Origin of the sequence: Amycolatopsis sp. NPDC021455 (assembly GCF_040640995.1) — a bacterium.
GTDB lineage: Bacteria > Actinomycetota > Actinomycetes > Mycobacteriales > Pseudonocardiaceae > Amycolatopsis.
Map to the genome: position 1 here is coordinate 347507 of NZ_JBFACT010000003.1, position 19320 is coordinate 366826.

20 protein-coding genes are annotated in these 19320 nt (G+C 70.2%); 9 read left to right on the forward strand and 11 right to left on the reverse strand.

What is annotated here, in order from left to right; genetic code table 11:
• Nucleotides 1-13: 13 nt before the first annotated feature.
• On the reverse strand, nucleotides 14-280 hold the full coding sequence (gene crgA / locus AB0G28_RS06885; RefSeq protein WP_043787021.1) for a cell division protein CrgA: 267 nt from the start codon (nucleotides 278-280) through the stop codon (nucleotides 14-16).
• 243 nt (nucleotides 281-523) lie between these two features.
• On the opposite strand from crgA, the gene AB0G28_RS06890 reads away from it, so the two are divergent.
• The 3 genes from AB0G28_RS06890 to AB0G28_RS06900 are packed head-to-tail and all read left to right on the forward strand — an operon-like array spanning nucleotide 524 to nucleotide 2704.
• Complete coding sequence (locus AB0G28_RS06890; RefSeq protein WP_361083820.1) at nucleotides 524-1546, forward strand: class E sortase; 1023 nt, start codon at nucleotides 524-526, stop codon at nucleotides 1544-1546.
• Nucleotides 1546-1701, forward strand: coding sequence for a hypothetical protein (locus AB0G28_RS06895; RefSeq protein WP_361083823.1), 156 nt, complete (start codon nucleotides 1546-1548; stop codon nucleotides 1699-1701). Before AB0G28_RS06890 ends, AB0G28_RS06895 begins: the two co-directional genes overlap by 1 nt.
• A 13-nt stretch (nucleotides 1702-1714) precedes the next feature.
• Entirely contained in the window at nucleotides 1715-2704 is a 990-nt protein-coding gene (locus tag AB0G28_RS06900) for an LLM class flavin-dependent oxidoreductase (protein WP_361083826.1), read from the forward strand.
• Here AB0G28_RS06900 and AB0G28_RS06905 read toward each other — a convergent pair.
• The 3 genes from AB0G28_RS06905 to AB0G28_RS06915 all read right to left on the reverse strand — a co-directional run bounded on the left by AB0G28_RS06905 (nucleotide 2673) and on the right by AB0G28_RS06915 (nucleotide 4610).
• Nucleotides 2673-3065, reverse strand: coding sequence for an SCO5389 family protein (locus AB0G28_RS06905; RefSeq protein WP_361083829.1), 393 nt, complete (start codon nucleotides 3063-3065; stop codon nucleotides 2673-2675). The genes AB0G28_RS06900 and AB0G28_RS06905 overlap by 32 nt on opposite strands.
• A 100-nt stretch (nucleotides 3066-3165) precedes the next feature.
• Nucleotides 3166-3900: an ABC transporter permease gene (locus tag AB0G28_RS06910; RefSeq protein WP_361083831.1), complete on the reverse strand. Its 735-nt coding sequence runs from the start codon at nucleotides 3898-3900 to the stop codon at nucleotides 3166-3168.
• Nucleotides 3897-4610 (reverse strand): ABC transporter ATP-binding protein, encoded by a 714-nt coding sequence (locus AB0G28_RS06915; protein WP_361083834.1) that lies wholly within the window; start codon nucleotides 4608-4610, stop codon nucleotides 3897-3899. Before AB0G28_RS06915 ends, AB0G28_RS06910 begins: the two co-directional genes overlap by 4 nt.
• Nucleotides 4611-4780: 170 nt before the next feature.
• On the opposite strand from AB0G28_RS06915, the gene AB0G28_RS06920 reads away from it, so the two are divergent.
• Nucleotides 4781-6604 carry a histidine kinase gene (locus AB0G28_RS06920; RefSeq protein ID WP_361083837.1) on the forward strand — a complete coding sequence of 608 codons (1824 nt, stop codon included), beginning with the start codon at nucleotides 4781-4783 and terminating at the stop codon, nucleotides 6602-6604.
• A complete protein-coding gene (locus AB0G28_RS06925) occupies nucleotides 6544-7203 on the forward strand; it encodes a response regulator transcription factor (RefSeq protein ID WP_361083840.1) in 660 nt (219 codons plus the stop codon). Before AB0G28_RS06920 ends, AB0G28_RS06925 begins: the two co-directional genes overlap by 61 nt.
• On the opposite strand, the gene AB0G28_RS06930 is transcribed toward AB0G28_RS06925, so the two are convergent.
• Complete coding sequence (locus AB0G28_RS06930; RefSeq protein ID WP_361083843.1) at nucleotides 7200-8546, reverse strand: FAD-dependent oxidoreductase; 1347 nt, start codon at nucleotides 8544-8546, stop codon at nucleotides 7200-7202. The genes AB0G28_RS06925 and AB0G28_RS06930 overlap by 4 nt on opposite strands.
• A gap of 85 nt (nucleotides 8547-8631) precedes the next feature.
• Between AB0G28_RS06930 and AB0G28_RS06935 the strand changes: the two genes are divergently transcribed.
• The 4 genes from AB0G28_RS06935 (at nucleotide 8632) to AB0G28_RS06950 (ending at nucleotide 11107) form a co-directional block, all read left to right on the forward strand.
• Nucleotides 8632-9276: an aminodeoxychorismate/anthranilate synthase component II gene (locus AB0G28_RS06935; RefSeq protein ID WP_361083846.1), complete on the forward strand. Its 645-nt coding sequence runs from the start codon at nucleotides 8632-8634 to the stop codon at nucleotides 9274-9276.
• Nucleotides 9273-10064, forward strand: coding sequence for an ABC transporter ATP-binding protein (locus tag AB0G28_RS06940; RefSeq protein ID WP_361083849.1), 792 nt, complete (start codon nucleotides 9273-9275; stop codon nucleotides 10062-10064). Before AB0G28_RS06935 ends, AB0G28_RS06940 begins: the two co-directional genes overlap by 4 nt.
• Nucleotides 10052-10693, forward strand: coding sequence for a hypothetical protein (locus tag AB0G28_RS06945; protein ID WP_361083852.1), 642 nt, complete (start codon nucleotides 10052-10054; stop codon nucleotides 10691-10693). The genes AB0G28_RS06940 and AB0G28_RS06945 overlap by 13 nt, the downstream gene beginning before the upstream one ends.
• 99 nt (nucleotides 10694-10792) lie before the next feature.
• Nucleotides 10793-11107, forward strand: coding sequence for a hypothetical protein (locus AB0G28_RS06950; protein ID WP_361083855.1), 315 nt, complete (start codon nucleotides 10793-10795; stop codon nucleotides 11105-11107).
• Between the two features lie 52 nt (nucleotides 11108-11159).
• Here the strand turns inward: AB0G28_RS06950 and pknB are convergent, their stop codons facing one another.
• Genes pknB through AB0G28_RS06980 form a run of 6 tightly spaced genes read right to left on the reverse strand, consistent with a single transcriptional unit; the run spans nucleotide 11160 to nucleotide 19309 of the window.
• Nucleotides 11160-13139, reverse strand: coding sequence for a Stk1 family PASTA domain-containing Ser/Thr kinase (gene pknB, locus AB0G28_RS06955; protein WP_361083858.1), 1980 nt, complete (start codon nucleotides 13137-13139; stop codon nucleotides 11160-11162).
• A complete protein-coding gene (locus tag AB0G28_RS06960) occupies nucleotides 13136-14500 on the reverse strand; it encodes a serine/threonine-protein kinase (RefSeq protein WP_361083860.1) in 1365 nt (454 codons plus the stop codon). Before AB0G28_RS06960 ends, pknB begins: the two co-directional genes overlap by 4 nt.
• Nucleotides 14501-14503: 3 nt before the next feature.
• A complete protein-coding gene (locus AB0G28_RS06965) occupies nucleotides 14504-15970 on the reverse strand; it encodes a penicillin-binding transpeptidase domain-containing protein (RefSeq protein WP_361083864.1) in 1467 nt (488 codons plus the stop codon).
• Nucleotides 15967-17454 (reverse strand): FtsW/RodA/SpoVE family cell cycle protein, encoded by a 1488-nt coding sequence (locus AB0G28_RS06970; RefSeq protein ID WP_361083867.1) that lies wholly within the window; start codon nucleotides 17452-17454, stop codon nucleotides 15967-15969. The genes AB0G28_RS06965 and AB0G28_RS06970 overlap by 4 nt, the downstream gene beginning before the upstream one ends.
• Nucleotides 17454-18851 (reverse strand): PP2C family serine/threonine-protein phosphatase, encoded by a 1398-nt coding sequence (locus AB0G28_RS06975; RefSeq protein WP_361083870.1) that lies wholly within the window; start codon nucleotides 18849-18851, stop codon nucleotides 17454-17456. Before AB0G28_RS06975 ends, AB0G28_RS06970 begins: the two co-directional genes overlap by 1 nt.
• Nucleotides 18848-19309 (reverse strand): FHA domain-containing protein, encoded by a 462-nt coding sequence (locus tag AB0G28_RS06980; RefSeq protein WP_003079002.1) that lies wholly within the window; start codon nucleotides 19307-19309, stop codon nucleotides 18848-18850. The genes AB0G28_RS06975 and AB0G28_RS06980 overlap by 4 nt, the downstream gene beginning before the upstream one ends.
• Nucleotides 19310-19320: the final 11 nt, after the last annotated feature.

The window sequence follows — 19320 nt, forward strand, 5'->3', positions numbered from 1 at the left end:
TTCGGAGTAATAATCAACGCCAGCGCATGGTCATCAGCAGACCCGCGATCATCAGCGCGAACCCGCCGGCGAAGTTCCAGTTGCCCAGGTCGGCCATCCAGGAGATCTTGTCCCCGGCGATGTAGTTCACCAGCAGCCACACCAGGCCCAGGAGCATCAACCCGAACATCGGGATCTTCCAGGCGAGGCCGGTCGGGCCGGCGGCTCGCACCTTCACCGGCGTGCGCCGGTCGGCGGGCGGGGTGTACGCGGTCTTCTTGCGGACCTTGGACTTGGGCATCGTGTGTTCCTCGCGGTGCTCTTCGGGCTCGTCTGGTGGCGATGTCCCGCTGAGGGTGCGCAACCAGCGCCACGTGCACACGTTAACGTAAACGACCGCAGGAAAGCAGCGGCCGGAGTGGTCGGATTTTCCCGCACCGTGACATCGGCGTCACCCAGGGTTCGACGCGGCTTGAGAGGAGCTTGCGTGACGATGCGCGAAGGACCGGATGACGACCGGCGCAGACACCCCGGACAGCGACCGATGCCCCAGCGCCGTCCCGCGACGCCTCCGCGCGGCCAGCTGCCGCCCCACCAGCCCCAGCGTGGCCCCCAGGGCCAGGCACCCCGGCGTCCGCAGGGACCGCCGCCCCGCCGGTACGCCAGTCCGCCTCCGCCGCCCGGCGCGAACGAGGAGACCGTCGTCTTCGCCCCCGTCGGGAAGGGCGGCACCGCGACCAAGGAGAAGCCCGCCCCGCCCCCGCTCGGCAAGGGCGGCGTCGCGATCCGGACCGCCGGCGAAATCCTCATCACGCTCGGCCTGGTCGTGCTGCTGTTCATGGTCTACGAGCTCTACGTGACCGACCTGTTCTCGGCGGGCAAGCAGTCCGAGGCGAGCGACCAGCTCGACGGCGAGTGGGCGCACGACCGCACGCTGCACCCCGAGCTGATCGACGGCAAGGCGTTCGCCCGCATCCACATCCCCAGCTTCGGCGTCGACTACAACTTCACCATCCAGGAGGGCACCGACGACGCCGCCCTCGAAGTCGGCCCCGGCCACTACAAGGGCACGTCACTGCCCGGCGAGCCCGGCAACTTCGCCGTGGCCGGCCACCGCGTCGGCAAGGGTGCCCCGTTCAACGACCTGGACAACCTCTCCTCCTGTGACCAGATCGTGATCGAGACCTCCACCGACTTCTACATCTACAAGGTCCTGCCCTACGACGACGAGGTGAAGGACTGGGCCGGCGGCAAGGGCGCCGACCCGAAGTGCAAGGGCGTCTCGACCCTGCGCGACGCAGGTGCCGAGGACGGCGGCGCGTACAGCGAGACGTTCGGCCGCAAGGTCGTGCTGCCCAGCAACGGCGCCGCGGTGAACCCGGTCCCGTACAAGCCCGCCGACGTGCTGCCGAAGGCCCAGCAGGCCGCGCTGCTCACGCTCACCACCTGCCACCCGCAGTTCTCCGCCAAGGAGCGGCTCATCATCACATCGGTGCTGACCCAGCAGGTGCCGAAGGACCAGGTCAAGAACTACGGCGACCTGCTGTCGAAGATCGGGGAGGCCTGATGTACGCCTGGATCTGGCGGAAGCTGCCCGGTCCGTTCGCGGCGAAGCTGACCGCCGCGATCGTGCTGGTGCTCGGCGTGATCGCGCTGCTGATGTTCGTGGTGTTCCCGTGGCTGGAGCCGCGGCTGTGGTTCAACGAGGTCGCGGTCAACTGAGCGGGCTCGGTTCTTGAGGTTCGGGGTCTTCCTGGTCAGCGGCCGGTTCCCCGGTCAGGCGGACGGTGACGTCCTCCGCCGGACCGTCCGCGCCGCCGAACTGGCCGAAGAAGCCGGCTTCGACGACGTCTGGTTCGCCGAGCACCACTTCGTGCCGTACGGCGTGTGCCCGTCGGCGATCACCCTCGCTGCGCACGTGCTCGGCCGGACGCAGCGGATCACCGTCGGCACCGCGGTCAGCGTCCTGTCGACCACGCACCCCGTCGCGCTGGCCGAGCAGTGGTCGATGCTGGACGCCGTCTCCGGGGGACGGCTCCGGCTCGGCGTGGGGCGCGGCGGCCCGTGGCAGGACCTGGAGGTCTTCGGGACCGGGCTGGACCGGTACGAGACCGGCTTCGAGGAAACCCTCGACGTCTTCCTGCGCGCCACCACCGGCCGCGTCGAAGCCCGGGGGAGGCACTTCGCCTTCCGGGACGTGCCCGTGGTGCCGTCCCCGGAACGGCGGCCGGACGTCGTCGTGGCGTGTGGCGGGCCGGAGTCGGCCGCCGTCCGGCAGGCCGCGGCACGGGACCTTCCGCTGCTGCTCGGCCTGCACGCGGACGACGACGAGAAAGCCGCCACGGTCGCGGCCTACGGGAAGCCCGCGAACCACATCTCGACCGTGCTCTGCCAAGTGGGTGACGCCGACGTGGTGCGAAAAGCCCTACCCGGCTGGCTGGAGGTCGGGCTCGGCGCGCACGTCACCGTCGACGGACGCCCCGGCCCCGGCAGGGATCCGGGGGAGTACACCGAACGGCTCTGCGCGATCCACCCGATCGGCGACGCGGAACACTGCGTCCGCACCCTGGAGACGAGCCTCCGGCGCACCGGCGTCACCCACGTGCTGATGCTCGTGGAAGCGTCGGGTACGCCGGAGGGCACGTACGCGAACATCGCGCGGATCGGCACCGAGGTGCTGCCCGCGCTGCGGGCTAGCAGTCCCGCAGTTCCGGGCTCTGGTTGAGCAGCTGGCCACGCGGCGAGACGAACGCGCGGTAACGGGCACTGTCCACATCGGACTGCTTGAACACGGCGACGCGGTGGCAGTTCTGGAAGGCCAGCTTGACGCCGAAGTGCCGCTCGAGACCGCCGCGGATCGCGTCCGACGCCAGTGCTCGCAGCAGCTGGCCGCGGGCGGCCTCGCTCGGGGGCGGCGTCTCGTTGTCGGCGAAACCGTCCGCCGCGCCCTCGGCGTCGGCGATGACGCCGGTGATGACTTCCCAGGCGTAGGGCAGGGATTCCTTGACGCAGGTGACGAACTCGGCGTCGGTGACCTCCCCGCGCTCGGCCTTCTCCAGCAACGCGGGTGACACGTCCAGGGACATCGAACCTCCAGTTTGAGCAGGGCCACCTCCTTGGCTACCGCCCGGGTGGCCCGGCCACAAGAGAAAACGATGATCATCACCACTTTGGCGGAAGCGGTGGTCACTCCCACCGGAAGAGCTTCGCCGCGAGCACCGTTCCGAGCACCGCGAAGGCGGCGAGCGCGGCCAGTTGCAGCGGCTGGACGCCGGTGCCGACCCAGGCGTCCTGCAGCGGCTGTGACCCGGGCGGCACGTAGTCGCCGATCCGGCGGAGGACCTCCGGCAGGAACGGCCGCGGCAGGTACACGCCACCGAAGAACATGGCGGGCAGGAACGCGATCATCGCGACCCCGGACGCGGCCTTCGACGTCCGGGCGACCGCGGCCGCGATCAGGCCGAGCGCGAACATCGAGACCGTGCCGAGCACCAGCGTCAGCGCGAACGACAACGGGTGCTTCGGCAGCGGGATGTCGTAGACGGCGTTGCCCAGTCCCAGCACGAGCGCGATGCCGGCCAGCGCGACCACGACGTGGATCAGCAACTGCGCGCCCAGCAGGTTGGCCGGGTGCACCGGGGTCGTGGCGAGCCGGCGCAGCACCCCCTGCTCGCGGTAGGTGGCGACGGCGGCGGGGATCGACTGCAGGGCGAGCATCGCGAGGCTCATGACGATCAGCGACGGCACCCACGCGTCGATGAACCGGTACCCGCCCGCCTTGTCGCTGGGCTCGGTCATGCCCGGGATGGCGCCGATGGCGAGCAGGAGGACGGACGGCAGCAGGATGCCCGCGATCGCCATGAACGGCGAGCGGAGGACGAGTTTCGTTTCGGTGGCGGTGATCTTGGCGAAGGTGGTCATCGGGCGCTCCTGGTCAGCGAGACGAACGCGTCGTCCAAAGTGGATTCTCCGGCGGCGGCGCGGAGCTCGGCCGGGGTGCCGGTGGCGACCACGCGCCCGGCGTCGAAGATCGCGACGCGGTCGCAGAGCCGCTCGGCCTCGTCCATGAAGTGGGTGACGAGCAGGACGGTGACGCCGGTGGCGCGGACGCCCTCGACGAGCCGCCACGTTTCGCGGCGGGCGTGCGGGTCGAGCCCGGTGGTCAGCTCGTCGAGGATCGCCAGCTCCGGCTGCCCCACGAGGGCCAGGGCGATCGAGACCCGCTGCTTCTGGCCGCCGGACAGCTTCCCGAAGTAGCTGCGGGCGTGGTCACGGAGGTCGAGCTGGTCGAGCAGGACGTCGATATCCGCGGACTCCGGATAGAAGGACGCGAACAGTTCGAGGGCTTCCCGTACGCGCAGCTTCGCGGGCAGCCGGCTTTCCTGCAGCTGGACGCCGACGCGGCGGGTGAGGGCCGCGCGGTCGGTCGCCGGGTCCAGGCCGAGGACGGACATCGTGCCGCCGTCGGCCTGGCGGAGGCCCTGGAGGCATTCGACGGTGGTGGTCTTCCCGGCGCCGTTCGTGCCGAGGATGCCGAAGATTTCGCCGCGCTCGACGGTGAACGAAACGCCGTCGACCGCGACCCGCGTGCCGTAGCGCTTGCGGAGGTCGGTGACTTCGATGAGTGGCATGGCTTCGAAACTACGAACCGGCGGCCGCGTTCGTAATGACGCTGAATCCCCAGCTCAGGTAGCGTTTTGCGGACGCGGGGGGTGGGGCTGGACCCACCCTTTTCGTGGGGCTTCGCGCAGTGCGTGGAGGCGGGCGGATCGGTGAGGATCCCGGGGGAAGGAGGTGCCGGATGCCGTACCTGCGTGCGCTGGGCCGGGCGTTCGCGCTGGCCGCGTTCTCCCTGCTCAGCTGGGTGGACGTGCTGATCCAGCTGATCACGTTCGCGCTGCTCTGCGTCGGGCTGGTCTTCTTCTTCGGCCCCACGATGCTGTGGGCCCGTGGCCGGTCGGCGACCATGCGCGCGCTGGCCGGGCGCTGGTGCGGCGTCGAGGTCGAAGCGCCGTACTCACCCGAGCCGCCGGAGCCGGTGCGCGAACGCGACGGCTGGTACCGCGACGGCAACCAGCTCTACAAGCGGGCGTTCTGGATCCGCTGGCAGCACCGGCTCACCTGGGCGATGGAGGACCCGGCCTCGACGCGGGAGTTCGCTTGGCAGCTGGTGAACCCGCTGTGCACGCTGCTGCTGCCGGTGGCCGTCCTGCTCGGCGGCCCGGCGGTGCTGCGCGGCTACGGCCGGTGGACGCGCTGGTGGATCGGGCCCCGCCCGCCCGTCGAACCCACGCGCAAGAAGTGGCTGCACCGGCACCTCGAAGCGCTGGGCCACCAGGCCGGGCTGTTCGCGGTTTCGGTGGTGCAGCTGGTCTTCTCGGTCTTCCAGCTGGGCGTCATGGTCTTCTTCATGCCGCTGGCCGCCCCGGTCGTGCTGTGGAACCGGACGCTCACGGACACCCTGCGCCGGGAGGCCGGGAACTGGACCGGGGTGCGGATTCCGCGACCGTACCTGCCGCCGCCCGGGTTGCCGGTGCCCCGCGCCGACGGGCTCTACCAGGTCGGCAGGCAGTTGTACGAGGAGCCGTTCTGGCCGGTCCAGCACGCCCGCACGCGGTGGGTCTACCGTGACCGCGCCACCTGGCGCGACCTCGCCGGCAGCCTGCTCGTCCCGCTGGTTTCGTTCGTCCTGATCCTGCCGACGCTGGCGTTGCTCGGCCGGAGCCTCACGGGCATCGCGGCGCTGTGGATCTGGCGGCCGTTCGTGTCGCCGCGCGTCGAGTGGTTTCCGTTGCCCGAGGTGACGACGCACCTGGGCGCGCTCGCGCAGACACCCGTCCTGCTGGCCATGGCCGCCGCCGGGTTGGCGCCGGCGCCGTGGCTCGCCCGCCAGCAGGCCCGCTTCGCGCGGTTGTGGTTCGGGCCGACCGAGTCGACCCGGCTGGCCCAGCGCGTCGAACGGCTGAAGCAGACCCGTTCCGACGTCACGGTCACCCAGGCGGCGGAGCTGCGCCGGATCGAGCGCGACCTGCACGACGGCATCCAGTCCCGGCTCGTCGCGATGGGGATGAAGCTCGGCGCGGTCGAGGCGCTGGTGGACACCGATCCCGCGGCGGCGAAGCGGCTCGCGGCGGAGTTGCGCGCGTCGTCGTCGGAGGCGCTCACCGAGCTGCGGGTGCTGATCCGCGGCATCCACCCTCCGGTGCTGTCCGAGCGCGGGCTGCTGGACGCCGTGCGCGCGCTGGCACTGGACAGCCCGCTGAAGACCCAGGTGACGGGCTCGCTGCCGGGGCGCGTGGAGGAGCCCGTGGAAGCGTGCGCGTACTTCGCGGTATCGGAACTGCTCGGCAACGCGGCGAAGCACGGCGCCAAGCGGGTGTCGATCGAGCTGGGGTTCGCCGACGGTCTCTTGACCGTGGTGGCGACCGACGACGGTCCGGGCGGCGCGAACCCGGCGCTCGGCTCGGGACTGCGCGGAATCGAGCGCCGGTTGGGTGGCTTCGACGGTAGGTTGACGCTGACCAGCCCCATCGGCGGCCCGACGAAGGCGACCCTGGAGATCCCGTGTCAGATCGACCAAGAACCCTCGTCGCCGAAGACCAGTACCTCCTCCGAGACGGCCTGACGCATCTCCTGACCGCGCACGGCTTCGACGTCGTCGCCGCGGTCGCCACCGGTCCGGAACTCGTGGCGGCCCTGCGCGAACACCGCCCCGATGTGTCCATTGTGGACGTCAGGATGCCGCCGACCAACACCGACGAGGGCCTGCAGGCCGCGCTGAGCGCCCGCCGGGAAGTCCCCGGACTGCCGATCCTGGTGCTGTCCCAGCACGTCGAGCAGCTCTACGCCCGCGAACTGCTGGCCGACGGCACCGGCGCGATCGGCTACCTGCTGAAGGACCGGGTCTTCAACGCGGACCAGTTCATCGACGCCGTCCGCCGGGTGGCGGCGGGCGGCACGGTGATGGACCCCGAGGTGATCGCGAAACTGGTGGCAGGCAACGCGTCCGACCCCCTCGAAGCGCTGACCCCGCGCGAGCGCGAAGTGCTGGGCCTGATGGCGGAAGGCTGCTCGAACGCGGCGATCGCGGCACGCTTGCACTTCAGCGAAGGTGCGGTCGGCAAGCACACGGCCAACATCTTCCAGAAGCTCGACATCTCGGCTTCGGACGACACGAACCGCCGGGTGCTCGCCGTTCTCGCCTACCTCGGCGCGGGGACTTAGCCGCGGGAGACCCGGGTCATCTCCTCGCGCTCCACGACCTTGACCCGTTCGCGGCCCGCCGCCGTGCCCAGTGCCTTCTCGTGCGCGTCGAGCCGGCCCCAGCCTTCCCAGGTCGTGAACGGGATCCCGCGCGTACCGAGGAAGTCCAGGATCGCGTCCGGCGAGTCGTACTTCGGCGTGCGAAGCGTTTCCGCGTCCGCCAGGAGACTCGCGATCGTCTCCGCCGCGTCGCCCTTCGTGTGACCGATCAGGCCCACCGGGCCACGCTTGATCCAGCCCGTCACGTAGACGCCGGGCAGCTGGTTGTCGTCCAGGTCCAGCACCCGGCCGGCCTCGTTCGGCACGACACCCGCCACGTGGTCGAACGGCAGTTCCGGCAGGTGCGACGACAGGTAACCCACCGCGCGGTACACCGCCTGGACGTCCCAGTCGTGGAACTCGCCGGTGCCCCGGACGTTCCCGTCACCGGTCAGCTCGGTCCGCTCGGTGCGCAGGCCCGTCACGCGGCCGTCCTCGCCGAGGACCTCGGCCGGCGAGTGGAAGAAGTGCAGGTGCAGCCGGCGCGGGCGCGAACCCGGCTCCCGGATCGCCCATTCCTGCAACGTCTTCACGACCATGTCGATCTGCTTCGACGCCCGCAGCGCCGCGATGCTGCCCTCGTCGAACTCGATGTCCTCGGGGTACACGATGACCTCGACGTTCGGCGAGTGGTCCAGCTCCCGCAGCTCCAGCGGCGTGAACTTCGCCTGCGCCGGGCCGCGGCGGCCGAACACGTGCACGTCGGTCACCGGGCTGGCCTTGAGCCCCTGGTAGACGTTGTCCGGGATGTCGGTGGTCAGCAGCTCGTCGGCCGTCTTCGCCAGGATGCGTGCCACGTCCAAGGCCACGTTCCCGACACCCAGCACCGCCACCGAGGACGCGTCGAGCGGCCAGGTGCGCGGCACGTCCGGGTGGCCGTCGTACCAGGACACGAAGTCCGCGGCGCCGTGGCTGCCGTCCAGGTCGATGCCCGGGATGTCGAGTGCGCGGTCGGCGGACGCGCCGGTCGAGAAGATCACCGCGTCGTAGAACTCGCGCAGCTCGTCGAGCTTGATGTCGGTGCCGTAGTCGATGTTGCCCAGCAGGCGGATGTTCGGCTTCGAGAGCACCTTCTCGAGCGCCGTCACGATGCCCTTGATGCGCGGGTGGTCCGGCGCGACGCCGTACCGGATCAGCCCGAAGGGCGCGGGCATGCGCTCGAACAGGTCGATCGAGACATCGGCGTCGGACTTGTCCAGGATGTCGGCGGCGTAGATCCCGGCGGGACCGGCGCCGACCACGGCAACACGAAGAGAACGGCTCACTCGGTCCACGGTAAGTTAGGTTGACCTAACCTAAAATGTGATTTGGCGTACGGTCCACGGACTGGGAGCCGGTAAGCTCGGCGCCATGCGCGTTCTCGTCGTCGACAACTACGACAGCTTCGTCTACAACCTGGTCCAGTACCTGGCCCAGCTCGGCGCCGACTGCACGGTCTGGCGCAACGACGTCGTGGACCTCGACCGCGTGCCCGAGTTCGACGCCGTGCTCGTCTCGCCCGGCCCCGGCACGCCGGAACGCGCCGGCCAGAGCATGGACGTCGTCCGCAAGTGCGCCGAAACACGCACGCCGATGCTCGGCGTCTGTCTCGGCCACCAGGCGCTGGGCGTCGTCTACGGCGCGACCGTCGACCGCGCGCCCGAACTCCTCCACGGCAAGACGAGCCAGGTGCGTCACACCGGCCTGGGCATCCTCAAGGACCTGCCCGAGGAGTTCACGGCCACCCGGTACCACTCCCTGACCGTGCTGCCCGAGACCATCCCGGACGACGTCTTCGAGATCACCGGCCGCACCGAGTCCGGGATCGTGATGGGGATGCGCCACCGCGAGCTGCCGCTGGAAGGCGTCCAGTTCCACCCGGAGTCCGTGCTCACCGAGGGCGGTCACCGGATGCTCGCGAACTGGCTGGCCGCGGCGGGCCACCCGGTCGATCCGGTCCGCGTGAACGAGCTCGAGCGCGCGACCAAGGCGCTCCAGAAGGCCGCTGTTGCGTGATCCGGCTCCAAGGGGTCGGCAAGCGGTACGGGCGCGGTGACTTCGTCCTGCGCGACGTCGACCTGACCGTCGAGCCCGGGCACGTCGTCGGGATCCTCGGCAGCAACGGCTCCGGCAAGTCGACGCTGCTGCGGATCATGGCCGGCGTCTCACAGCCGACCACCGGGTCGCTCGCGGGCACCCCGCGGATCGGCTACCTGCCCGACCGCTTCCCGGCGGGCCAGCGCATGGGGGCCCGGGCCTACCTGCGGCACATGGCGCGCATCCGCGGGCTCACCGACCTGTCGGCGATCGACCCGCTGCTCGAACGGCTCGCCCTCGTCGGCGGCCCGACGGCACCGCTGCGCACGCTGTCCAAGGGCAACGCGCAGAAGGTGGGGCTCGCGCAGGCCGTGCTGGTTCGGCCCGACCTGCTGATCCTCGACGAGCCGTGGTCCGGGCTGGACGTCGGGACGCACGCGATCCTCGGCGAGCTCGTCGCCGAGACGCGGGCGCGCGGGGCGAGCGTCGTGTTCACCGACCACCGGCCGCAGGTGGTGCACGACCACGCCGACGTCGTCCACCTGATGGACTCCGGCAGGCTCACCGCGGAAAGCGCGGAGCCGACCACGCGGATCGTGCTGCGCGGCGGCGGCACCGGCTGGGCCGACGAGCCCGGCGTGCGGCACGCCGTCATCGAAGGGGCCCAAGTGGTGCTCACCGTCGAAGTCGGCCGCGTCGACGCCGTGCTGCTTCGCGCGCTCAAGGACGGCTGGTCCGTGCGGGAGGTGGCGCCGTGCTCGCCTTGACGCGGTACTACCTCGTGCTGCTCGGCCATTCGCAGCGGTACCTGCCGGCCCTGCTGGCCTACCTCGCGCTGTGCGTGATCCTCTACGCCGACCCGCATTCGCCGCCGCTGCCGTTGTTCGGCATCAGCGCCGGCGGCCTGCTCGTCGTCTCGTGCTGGCTGACGATCGCGCTGCTCGACATCGAAGACCCGGTCCAGCGGCTGGTCACCCTCAGTCACGCACGGCAGTGGCGGCGGATGATCACCGGGGCGATCCTCACGGTGCTGGCCTGTTCCTTGGCGCTGACGGTGATCACCGAGGTCTGGTCGGCGATCAAGTCGTTCAAGGTCCAGCCGTCGGCGCTGGGCATCGGGCTGCTTGCCCACCTCGCGTGCGCACTGCTGGGCATCGCGATCGCGCTCCCGTGTTCGCGGTTGCTGGTCAACCGGATCGGCTGGACGGTGCTCGCCGCCGTGATCACGCTGGTCGTCGTGCTGCTGGCGAAGATCCCGCTGGTCCACCCGCTGCTGCACGCCCTGACCGACGACGAACCGGTCGGCGGCCCGCTGGTGCTGGCGGTGGTGACGTCGGTGGCGATGCTGGCCGCCAGCTTCGCCGTCGTCTCGGCTCTCGTCCGCCGTCGCTCCTGACTGCAATTTGCCATCTTCAAATCCCCGCCCGCTCTTCCTGGAAAGCCATGGGGCCGACTAAGGTTCTGGTCCTCTCCGGTTCCGGTGAAGGGAGAACGGGTGACGGCTGGGATCGTCGCGATCACCGTGCCAGGCTCCGACGGTGAGCTCCCCGAGCTCGCCGACTGGTTGCGCGGGGAGGACGCGCTCCGCGGTCGCGTCCAGGTCTTCGACGCCGTCGTGGTCGGTGTGTCGAGCAACTCCGCCGGTGTCTTCTGCCAGTCGCTCTTCGCCTGGCTGCTGCGTTGCCAAGCCCGTGTCTCCCTGAAGGTCAAACGCTCCGGCGCCGCCGAGGAACTCGAACTCGACTGCGGCGCCGCGAGCGATGCCGAGCAGGTTCTCGGGGCCGTCCAAGGATTCCTCGACCAGCCCTGAACAGAGGAAAGGCCCGCACGGCGAACCGTGCGGGCCTTTTCCTTGCCCAGTGTCAGTTTCCGGTGGTCGACGGCGGACCGGTCGGGATCGTGATCCCGCCGCCGTTGCCCTCCGAGACCGAGACGGTGATCGCCTGGTCCTTGGTGATCGGGGTACCCGGCGGCACGCTCTGCTTGGTGACCGTGCCTTCCGGCTGCTTGCTGTTCCGGTCGGCCTGCGGCCGCAGCGTGCCGGTCCAGCCCATGCTCTGCAGCTTCGCCTGCGCGTCGTCGAACGTCATGCCCACCAGGATCGGCATCTGGATCTGGTTCTGGTTCTCCGGACCCGTCGACACCGTCAGCGTGATCAACTCGCCCACCGCCAGCTGACCGCCGTTCGGGTTCTGGGTGATGACCAGGTCCTTCGCCACCGTGTCCGACGCCGCTTCGACCTTCTTGGTCCTGAAGCCCTGGCCTTCCAGCGTCGACTTGGCCTGCGAGTACGGCTTGCCGGTGAAGTCGGTGACCGACTTGAGCTGCTTCGACTTGCCGATCGTGATCCTGACGGAGGTGCCCTCGTCGACCTCGGACGACGCGGACGGGGTCTGCGACTGCACCAGGCCGGCCTGGTTGGGGTCGTCGACCTCGACCTGGTCGACGTTCTGGTCGAGCGTCAGCTTCGCCTCGGTCAGCGCCTTCTGGGCCTGGTCCTGCGTCTTGCCCTTGAGGTCCGGCACGTTGGCCTTGCCCGGCGCGACCCCGACGTACAGCGTGATCTTCGTGCTGGTCGCGACCTGGGTGCCGACCGAGGGGTCGATCTTGATGACCCGGTTGACGTCCTCCTGGCCGCACTGCGGGCTGCCGTCGGTCGGCTGCACCCCGCAGGTCACCTGCTTGGGCTCGACCGTGCCGTTGAACCCCCTGCTGATCAGCGTCTCCCGTGCCTGGGGGACCGTCTGGTGCAGCACGTCGGGGATCGCCACCAGCGTCGCGTCGGTGTTGCTCTTGAACGAGCCCGACAGCCACATGATCAGCAGCACCGCGCCCAGCACGAACACCGCGGCCACCGCGGCGAGGATCGAGCGACGCCGACGCTTGGCCTTCGGGTCTTCGTCCGGCTCGGCGTACTCCTCGTAGCGCTGCGGCTGCCGCCGGTCGGCGTTCATCACCTGCGTGCGCTCGTCTTCGGACATCACCATCGGCGCCGCCGGGCGCTGGCCCGAGAGCGTGCGCACCAGGTCCGAACGCATCTCCGCCGCCGACTGGTAGCGGTTCGCCGGGCCCTTGGCCAGCGCCTTCAGCACGACGGCGTCCAGCTCGGGCGCCACCGCCGGGTTCACCGACGACGGCGGGTTCGGGTCCTCCCGGACGTGCTGGTAGGCCACCGCGACCGGGGAGTCACCGGTGAACGGCGGCTCGCCGGTGATCAGCTCGTACAGCACGCAACCGGCGGCGTAGACGTCGGAACGCGCGTCGACCGACTCGCCGCGGGCCTGCTCCGGCGACAGGTACTGCGCCGTGCCGATCACCGCGGCGGTCTGGGTCATCGAGGCCTGGCCGTCGTGCATCGCGCGCGCGATGCCGAAGTCCATCACCTTGACCGCGCCGTTCTTCGTGATCATCACGTTGGCCGGCTTGACGTCGCGGTGCACGATGCCGTGACGGTGCGAGAAGTCCAGGGCCGCGCAGACGTCGGCCATGACCTCCATCGCCCGCTTCTGCGACATCGGACCCTCGGTCTTGACGATGTCACGCAGCGTCCGGCCTTCGACGTACTCCATGACGATGTACGGCAGCGGCCCGAACTCGGTGTTGGCCTCACCCGTGTCGTAGACCGCGACGATGGCCGGGTGGTTCAACGCGGCGGCGTTCTGCGCTTCGCGGCGGAAGCGCTCCTGGAACTGCGGGTCCCTGGCGAGGTCGGCACGGAGGATCTTGATCGCGACTTCCCGGCCGAGACGCACGTCGTGGCCGTGATGGACCTCGGACATGCCTCCGTAGCCGAGCGTTTCGCCCAGCTCGTACCGGTTGGAGAGCAGTCTGGGTGTGCTCATCTCTGGGTGCCGTTCCATTCCGTCCAACGTGTGGTCATGATGCCTTGCGGGCCATCGTGGGTCGTGCCGGGAGTGTCCGCCGGGTAGGCGATCGAGCCGGCCGGCTCCTCCGTGGGCGCCTGTCTGCCCGGGACCACCTGGCTCTGCGTCTGGCCGGTGCGCGGTGGCGAGCCGGAGTCGCCGATCATCTTCGCCACCAGCACGATGCCCGCCACCAGGACAACGAGCAGGATCACCGCGAGAAGCGCCCACCAGCCCCACTGGGACCTCTTCCGGGCGGCCGGCACCATGACCGTGCGCCCCACGGGCCGGGAGGGCGGGCCGAGGGCGACCATCGGGTTCATCGCCGGGGACGGCGGGCCGACCGGCATGTGCGGCTGCTGCGGCGGTGGGGGAAGCTGCTGCTGGGGCACCGGTACCGGCATCGACGGCGGTGGCTGCTGCGGCACCTGCTGGGGTTGCGGCGGCACCACCGGCTGCTGGCCCGTCGTGTACGTGGCGTTGACCAGCCCGGACGGCGTCGGCAGCGGCAGCCCGGCGCGGACCGCGGCGACGGCGGCCGCGAACTCGCCGCCGTTGTTGTAGCGCTGCCGCGGGTCCTTGACCAGGGTCGCCTCGATCACCGCGCGCGCCGCGGGCGGCACGTCCGGCGGCAGCGGCGGCGGGATGTCGCGAATGTGCATCATCGCGACCGTCACGGCGTTCTCGGACAGGAACGGCCGGTGCCCGGCGAGGCACTCGTAACCGCACACGGCCAGCGAGTAGACGTCGGACGCCGGCTCGGCCGGGTGCCCGAGCGCCTGCTCCGGCGCGATGTAGTGCGCGGTGCCCATGACCATGCCGGACCGGGTGACCGGGGCCGCGTCGGCGGCCTTCGCCACCCCGAAGTCGGTGATCTTCACCTGGCCCGCCGACGTCACCAGGATGTTGCCCGGCTTGACGTCGCGGTGGACCAGGCCCTGCTCGTGCGCGGCCTGCAGCGCGTTGCCCGCCTGCTCCAGCATGTCGAGCGTGAACTCCGCCGACAGCCGTCCGTGCTTGGCCAGCAGGCCGGCCAGTGGGTCGCCGTCGACGAGTTCCATCACGAGGTACGCGATCGACAGGTCACCGTCGAGGATGGTCTCGCCGTAGTCGTGCACCGCGGCGATGCCGGGGTGGTTCAGGGACGCCGTCATCCGTGCTTCGGTGCGGAAGCGGTGGAGGAATTCGGCGTCGCCGGAGAGTTCCGTCTTGAGGATCTTGACGGCGACGGTCCGGTCGAGCCGGGTGTCGCTGGCCTGCCAGACCTCGCCCATCCCACCGACGGCGATCCGGCTCGTCAGCTTGTAGCGATCGGCCAGCAGCTGACCGGAGGACAGCATGCGCTATCCACCCCCGAGCTTCGCGTTGATCGCCGCGCGGCCGATTTCCGCCGCGACCGAGCCGCCGGTGGCCGCGAGCCCGCGGTCACCGCCGCTCTCGACGATCACGGCGACCGCGATCTGCGGGTTGTCGACCGGGGCGAAGGCGGTGTACCAGGCGTGCGGCGCGGTGTTCTTGGAGTCCGCGCCGTGTTCGGCGGTGCCGGTCTTCGACGCGATCTGGATGTCCGCGCGCTTGCCGCCGCCCTTGGTGAAGCCTTCGGAAGCGACCATCATGTCCTTGAGGATCGCGGCGTTCGACGACGACAGCGCCGGGGTGCCGGTGAGTTCGGTGGGGGTGTAGTCCTCGATCGTCGACAGGTCCGGTGCCAGCACCGACTGCACCAGCTGCGGCTTCATCGCCATCCCGCCGTTGGCCACGGTGGCCGCGAGCAGGCAGTCCTGCAGCGGCGTCAGCCGGACGTCGCGCTGGCCGATGCCGCTCTGGTAGAGCGCGCCCTGGGAGTCGAGCGGGCCGACGGTCGAGGCGGCGACCTTCATCGGCACGGTCAGGTCGGTCTGCCCGACGCCGAAGTTGGCCGCCGTCTTCTTGATCTTGTCCGCGCCCAGCTGGCCGGCGAACTGCGCGAACGGCACGTTGCAGGAGTGCGCGAGCGCGTCCTTGAAGGTGTTGCCCTGGCAGGGCGTGTTGGCGTAGTTCTCCAGCGTGACGCTGCTGCCGGGAAGCTTCGTGCTCGACGCCGTGTCGACCGGCGTGTCCGGGCCCTTGCCGTCCTCGAGCTCGGCCGCCGCGATGATCAGCTTCATCGTCGAACCCGGCGGGTAGGTCTCCGAGATCGCCCGGTTCAGCATGGGCTTCTTCGGGTCCTTGTTGTTCGCGTTCCAGGCGTCGCTCTGCGCCTTCGACGTGTGCGACGCCAGCTGGTTCGGGTCGTACGACGGCGTCGAGACCATCGCCAGGATCTTCCCGGTGCTCGGCTCCATCGCGACGACGGCGCCGGTGTAGCCCTTCTGCGTCATCAGGTCGTACGCGGCCTTCTGCACGGCCGGGTCGATGGTCAGCCGGACGTTGCCGCCGCTCGGGTCGCGGCCGGTGACCATGTCCGACAGCCGCCGCACGAACAGCCGCGGGTCGGAGCCGTTGAGGACGTCGTCCTCCGAGCGCTCCAGGCCCCCGGCGCCGTAGTTGATCGAGTAGTAGCCGGTGACCGGCGCGTACATCGGGCCGTCGGCGTAGGTCCGCGTGTACTTGTACTTGTCGTTCGACGGGGTGACGTTGGCCAGCACCTCGCCGCCGGGCGCGACGATCTTGCCGCGCTGGCGGGCGAACTCGTCGTAGAGCACGCGCGCGTTGCGCGAGTCGGTGCGGTAGTCGTCGGCCTTCACCACCTGGATGTAGGTGGTGTTGGCGAGCAGCAGGACGACCATGACGAGCATCGCCATGCCGACCTTGCGGAGCGGGGTGTTCATGCCTGCGCGCCCCCGTCCGCCGGCGGGCGCTGCACGAGCACCGTGTGCGCTTCCGCGATCGGCGCCTGCGGCTGCTGCTGCGGCTTCGGGCGGGCCGCGGGCTTGCGGGCCGCGTCGGAAATGCGGAGCAGCAGCGCGACGAGGATGTAGTTCGCGAGCAGCGACGAACCACCCTTGGACAGGAACGGGGCGGTGATACCGGTCTCCGGGATGAGTTTCGTGACCCCGCCGACGACGACGAAGATCTGCATGACCATGGTGAACGCGAGCCCGCCGCCCAGCAGCTTGCCGAACGTGTCGCGCACGGCGAGCGCGCTGCGCATGCCGCGCATGGCGACCAGCAGGTACAGCATCAGCACCGCAGCCAGCCCGATGAAGCCGAGCTCTTCGCCGATCGACGCGGTGATGAAGTCGGTGTTGGCCTCGGGCACCATGTCCGGCCGCCCGGCACCGAGCCCGGTGCCGCCGACGCCGCCGGTGCCGAGCCCGAACAGGCCCTGCGCGAGCTGGTAGCCGCCCCCGGCCTGGTCGTAGGTGGCCAGCGGGTCCAGCCAGTTCGCGACCCGCTGCTGGACGTGCTTGAAGAGGTTGTAGGCGATGATGCAGCCGACCGCGAAGAAGCTGAGGCCCAGGACGACCCAGATGACCCGCTCGGTCGCGACGTACAGCATCACCAGGATGACGCTGAAGAACAGCAGCGACGTCCCCAGGTCCTTCTCGAACACCAGGATGCCGATGCAGACGAACGCGGCGATCAGGATCGGGCCGAGGTCACGGGCCCGCGGGAGCTCGACGCCGACGAGCTTCTTGCCCGCCACCATGAACAGGTCCCGCTTCGACACGAGGAACGAAGCGAAGAACACCATCAGCAGGATCTTCGCGAACTCGCCCGGCTGGATCGAGAAGAACGGCAGCTTCAGCCACACCTTCGCGCCGTTGACCTCGGACAGGCTCGACGGCAGCAGCGCGGGCAGCGCCAGCGCGACGATCCCGACCAGGCCCGCGGTGTAGCCGTAGCGGGTCAGCGTGCGGTGGTCGTTCACCACGATCAGTACCACGATGAAGAACACGAGCGAGATCACCGTGAACAGCACCTGCGCGGTGACCGCGGGCGTGTAGTCCTTGCCCTGCTGCGTGGCGCGTTCCGCCAGGGCCAGGTCGATCCGGTGGATCATCACCAGCCCGATGCCGTTCAGCAGTGCGACGCAGGGGAGCAGCACGGGATCGGCGTACGGCGCCCACTTGCGGACGGCCAGGTGGGCCGCGCCGAAGATCCCGAGGTAGGCGAGGCCGAGCCAGATGATCGACCAGGTGAGCTCCTGCTCCTGGTTCGCCTCCACCAGCACCAGCGCGATGGTGACGATGAACGACGCGAACCCCAGCAGCACCAGCTCGGTGTTGCGGCGGGTCGGGACCTCGCGCGGCGGGTTCGTCTGGAACTGCGCGGCGAGCGGTTCGGCGGGACGCGCGACAGGCTGGCTCATCAGTTACCGCCTCCCGTCGTCGGTGCCGTCGAACTCGGCGTCGAGCAGTCCCTCCCCGCTGGCTGGTTCGCCGACGACGGAGCAGTAGAGCCGGCCGGAGCCGACGGAGTGGTCGTCGGCGACGCCGGAGGGGTCGGCGTCGGGGACGGGGTACCGCCCGCCGGCGCGCAGTTGTTCAGGCGCTTGTGCAGCTGCAGGAAGTCGTCGATGTACCTGCGGGCGTCATCGAGGCTGTCCTTCCTGACGCCGTTCTGCACCGCCAGCCGCGCGTCCTCCTGGAGCTGGTCGACGCGCAGCTTGTCCGTGCACACCTGGGTGGGCGGGCAGGAGCCCTGCTCGTAGGTGTGCAGGTCGATGCCGAGAATGCTGCCGGGGACGCCGCGGTAGATCACGACCTCCTCGTCCGCTCCCTCGCCGACATAGTACTGACTCAGCACGAAGTAGCGGGTCGCGATGGCGGCCGCGGCCAGCACGACGAGGACCACGAGCGCACCGGCCAGCCAGCGGAACCGCTTCCGGCGCTTCGCCTTCGGATCTTCGGTCGGCTGCGGCAGTTCCGGCCGGGGCTGCGGCGGCGGCTGGGTCAGGGCCCTGGCCCGCGCCGCGGGCGAGTCGCCCTGGTGCCGTTCGTCGCTGCCGTCCCCGGCGGCGCCGCCCACGATGGGCGCGTCCTCGCCGAAGTCGACGTCGACCACGTCGGCGATGATCACCGTGACGTTGTCGGTGCCGCCGCCCTTGAGCGCCAGCTCGATCATCCGGTCCGCGCACTGCTGCGGGTCCGGGATCTGCACGGCCTCGGCCAGCGTCTCGTCGCTGACCATGCCGGACAGGCCGTCCGAGCAGATCAGGTACCGGTCACCGGCACGTGCTTCGCGCACGGTCAGGCTCGGCTCGACCTCGTGCCCGGTCAGCGCCTTCAGCAGCAGCGACCGCTGCGGGTGGACCGCCGCCTCTTCGGGCGTGATCCGGCCCTGCTCGAGCAGTTCGTTGACGAAGCTGTCGTCCCGCGTGATCTGCGCGAACTGGCCACCGCGCAGCAGGTAGGCCCGCGAGTCGCCGACGTGCACCAGCCCCAGCCTGGTGCCGGCGAACAGGACAGCCGTGAGCGTGGTGCCCATGCCGTCCAGATCCGGGTCCTGCGAGACCAGCTCGGCGATCGCGGCGTTGCCGTTCGCCACCGCCTCCCGCAGCTGGGCGAGCAGGTCGTCACCGGGCTCGTCGTCGTCGAGCGGGGCCAGCGAGGCGATGACGACCTTGCTGGCCACTTCGCCCGCCGCGTGCCCACCCATGCCGTCGGCGAGCGCGAGCAGGCGAGGGCCGGCGTACACGGAGTCCTGGTTGCTCGAACGCACCAGGCCCCGGTCGCTGCGGGCTGCGTAGCGGAGGACGAGAGTCATGGGCGAAGCTCGATCACCGTCTTGCCGATCCGGATGGGGACTCCGAGCGGGACCCGGAGGGGTGCAGTGACCTTAGCCCGGTCGAGGTAGGTGCCGTTCGTCGAGCCCAGGTCTTCCACGTACCAGTCCTCACCACGCTGGGCGATCCGGGCGTGCCGGGTCGACGCGTAGTCGTCGTCGAGCACCAGAGTCGAGTCGTCGGCCCGGCCGATCAGGATCGGCCTGCCGTCGAGCGCGATGCGCGTCCCGGCGAGCGCGCCGTGGGTCACCAGCAGCTGCTGCGGCGACTTGCTGTTGCGCGGCTTCTTCTCCTTCTTGCGCCCGAAGGTCGGCACCTGGACGCGCATGCCCGAAGCCGCGTAGAGGTCCGAACGGACGACTCTGAGCGCGGCGAACACGAAGAGCCAGAGCAGCACGAGGAAGCCCACCCTGGTGAGTTGTACGACCAGCTCTGGCACTTGGTGTGTCC

What these genes read in the sequence shown, in the direction of transcription:
- AB0G28_RS06960 (WP_361083860.1), bottom strand. Translation starts at nt 14,500, where the DNA reads ATGCTGTCCTCCGGTCAGCTGCTGGCCGATCGCTACAAGCTGACGAGC.
- AB0G28_RS06965 (WP_361083864.1), bottom strand. Translation starts at nt 15,970, where the DNA reads ATGAACACCCCGCTCCGCAAGGTCGGCATGGCGATGCTCGTCATGGTC.
- AB0G28_RS06975 (WP_361083870.1), bottom strand. Translation starts at nt 18,851, where the DNA reads ATGACTCTCGTCCTCCGCTACGCAGCCCGCAGCGACCGGGGCCTGGTG.
- AB0G28_RS06895 (WP_361083823.1), top strand. Translation starts at nt 1,546, where the DNA reads ATGTACGCCTGGATCTGGCGGAAGCTGCCCGGTCCGTTCGCGGCGAAG.
- AB0G28_RS06890 (WP_361083820.1), top strand. Translation starts at nt 524, where the DNA reads ATGCCCCAGCGCCGTCCCGCGACGCCTCCGCGCGGCCAGCTGCCGCCC.
- AB0G28_RS06910 (WP_361083831.1), bottom strand. Translation starts at nt 3,900, where the DNA reads ATGACCACCTTCGCCAAGATCACCGCCACCGAAACGAAACTCGTCCTC.
- pknB (WP_361083858.1), bottom strand. Translation starts at nt 13,139, where the DNA reads ATGAGCACACCCAGACTGCTCTCCAACCGGTACGAGCTGGGCGAAACG.
- AB0G28_RS06970 (WP_361083867.1), bottom strand. Translation starts at nt 17,454, where the DNA reads ATGAGCCAGCCTGTCGCGCGTCCCGCCGAACCGCTCGCCGCGCAGTTC.
- crgA (WP_043787021.1), bottom strand. Translation starts at nt 280, where the DNA reads ATGCCCAAGTCCAAGGTCCGCAAGAAGACCGCGTACACCCCGCCCGCC.
- AB0G28_RS06920 (WP_361083837.1), top strand. Translation starts at nt 4,781, where the DNA reads ATGCCGTACCTGCGTGCGCTGGGCCGGGCGTTCGCGCTGGCCGCGTTC.
- AB0G28_RS06915 (WP_361083834.1), bottom strand. Translation starts at nt 4,610, where the DNA reads ATGCCACTCATCGAAGTCACCGACCTCCGCAAGCGCTACGGCACGCGG.
- AB0G28_RS06935 (WP_361083846.1), top strand. Translation starts at nt 8,632, where the DNA reads ATGCGCGTTCTCGTCGTCGACAACTACGACAGCTTCGTCTACAACCTG.
- AB0G28_RS06905 (WP_361083829.1), bottom strand. Translation starts at nt 3,065, where the DNA reads ATGTCCCTGGACGTGTCACCCGCGTTGCTGGAGAAGGCCGAGCGCGGG.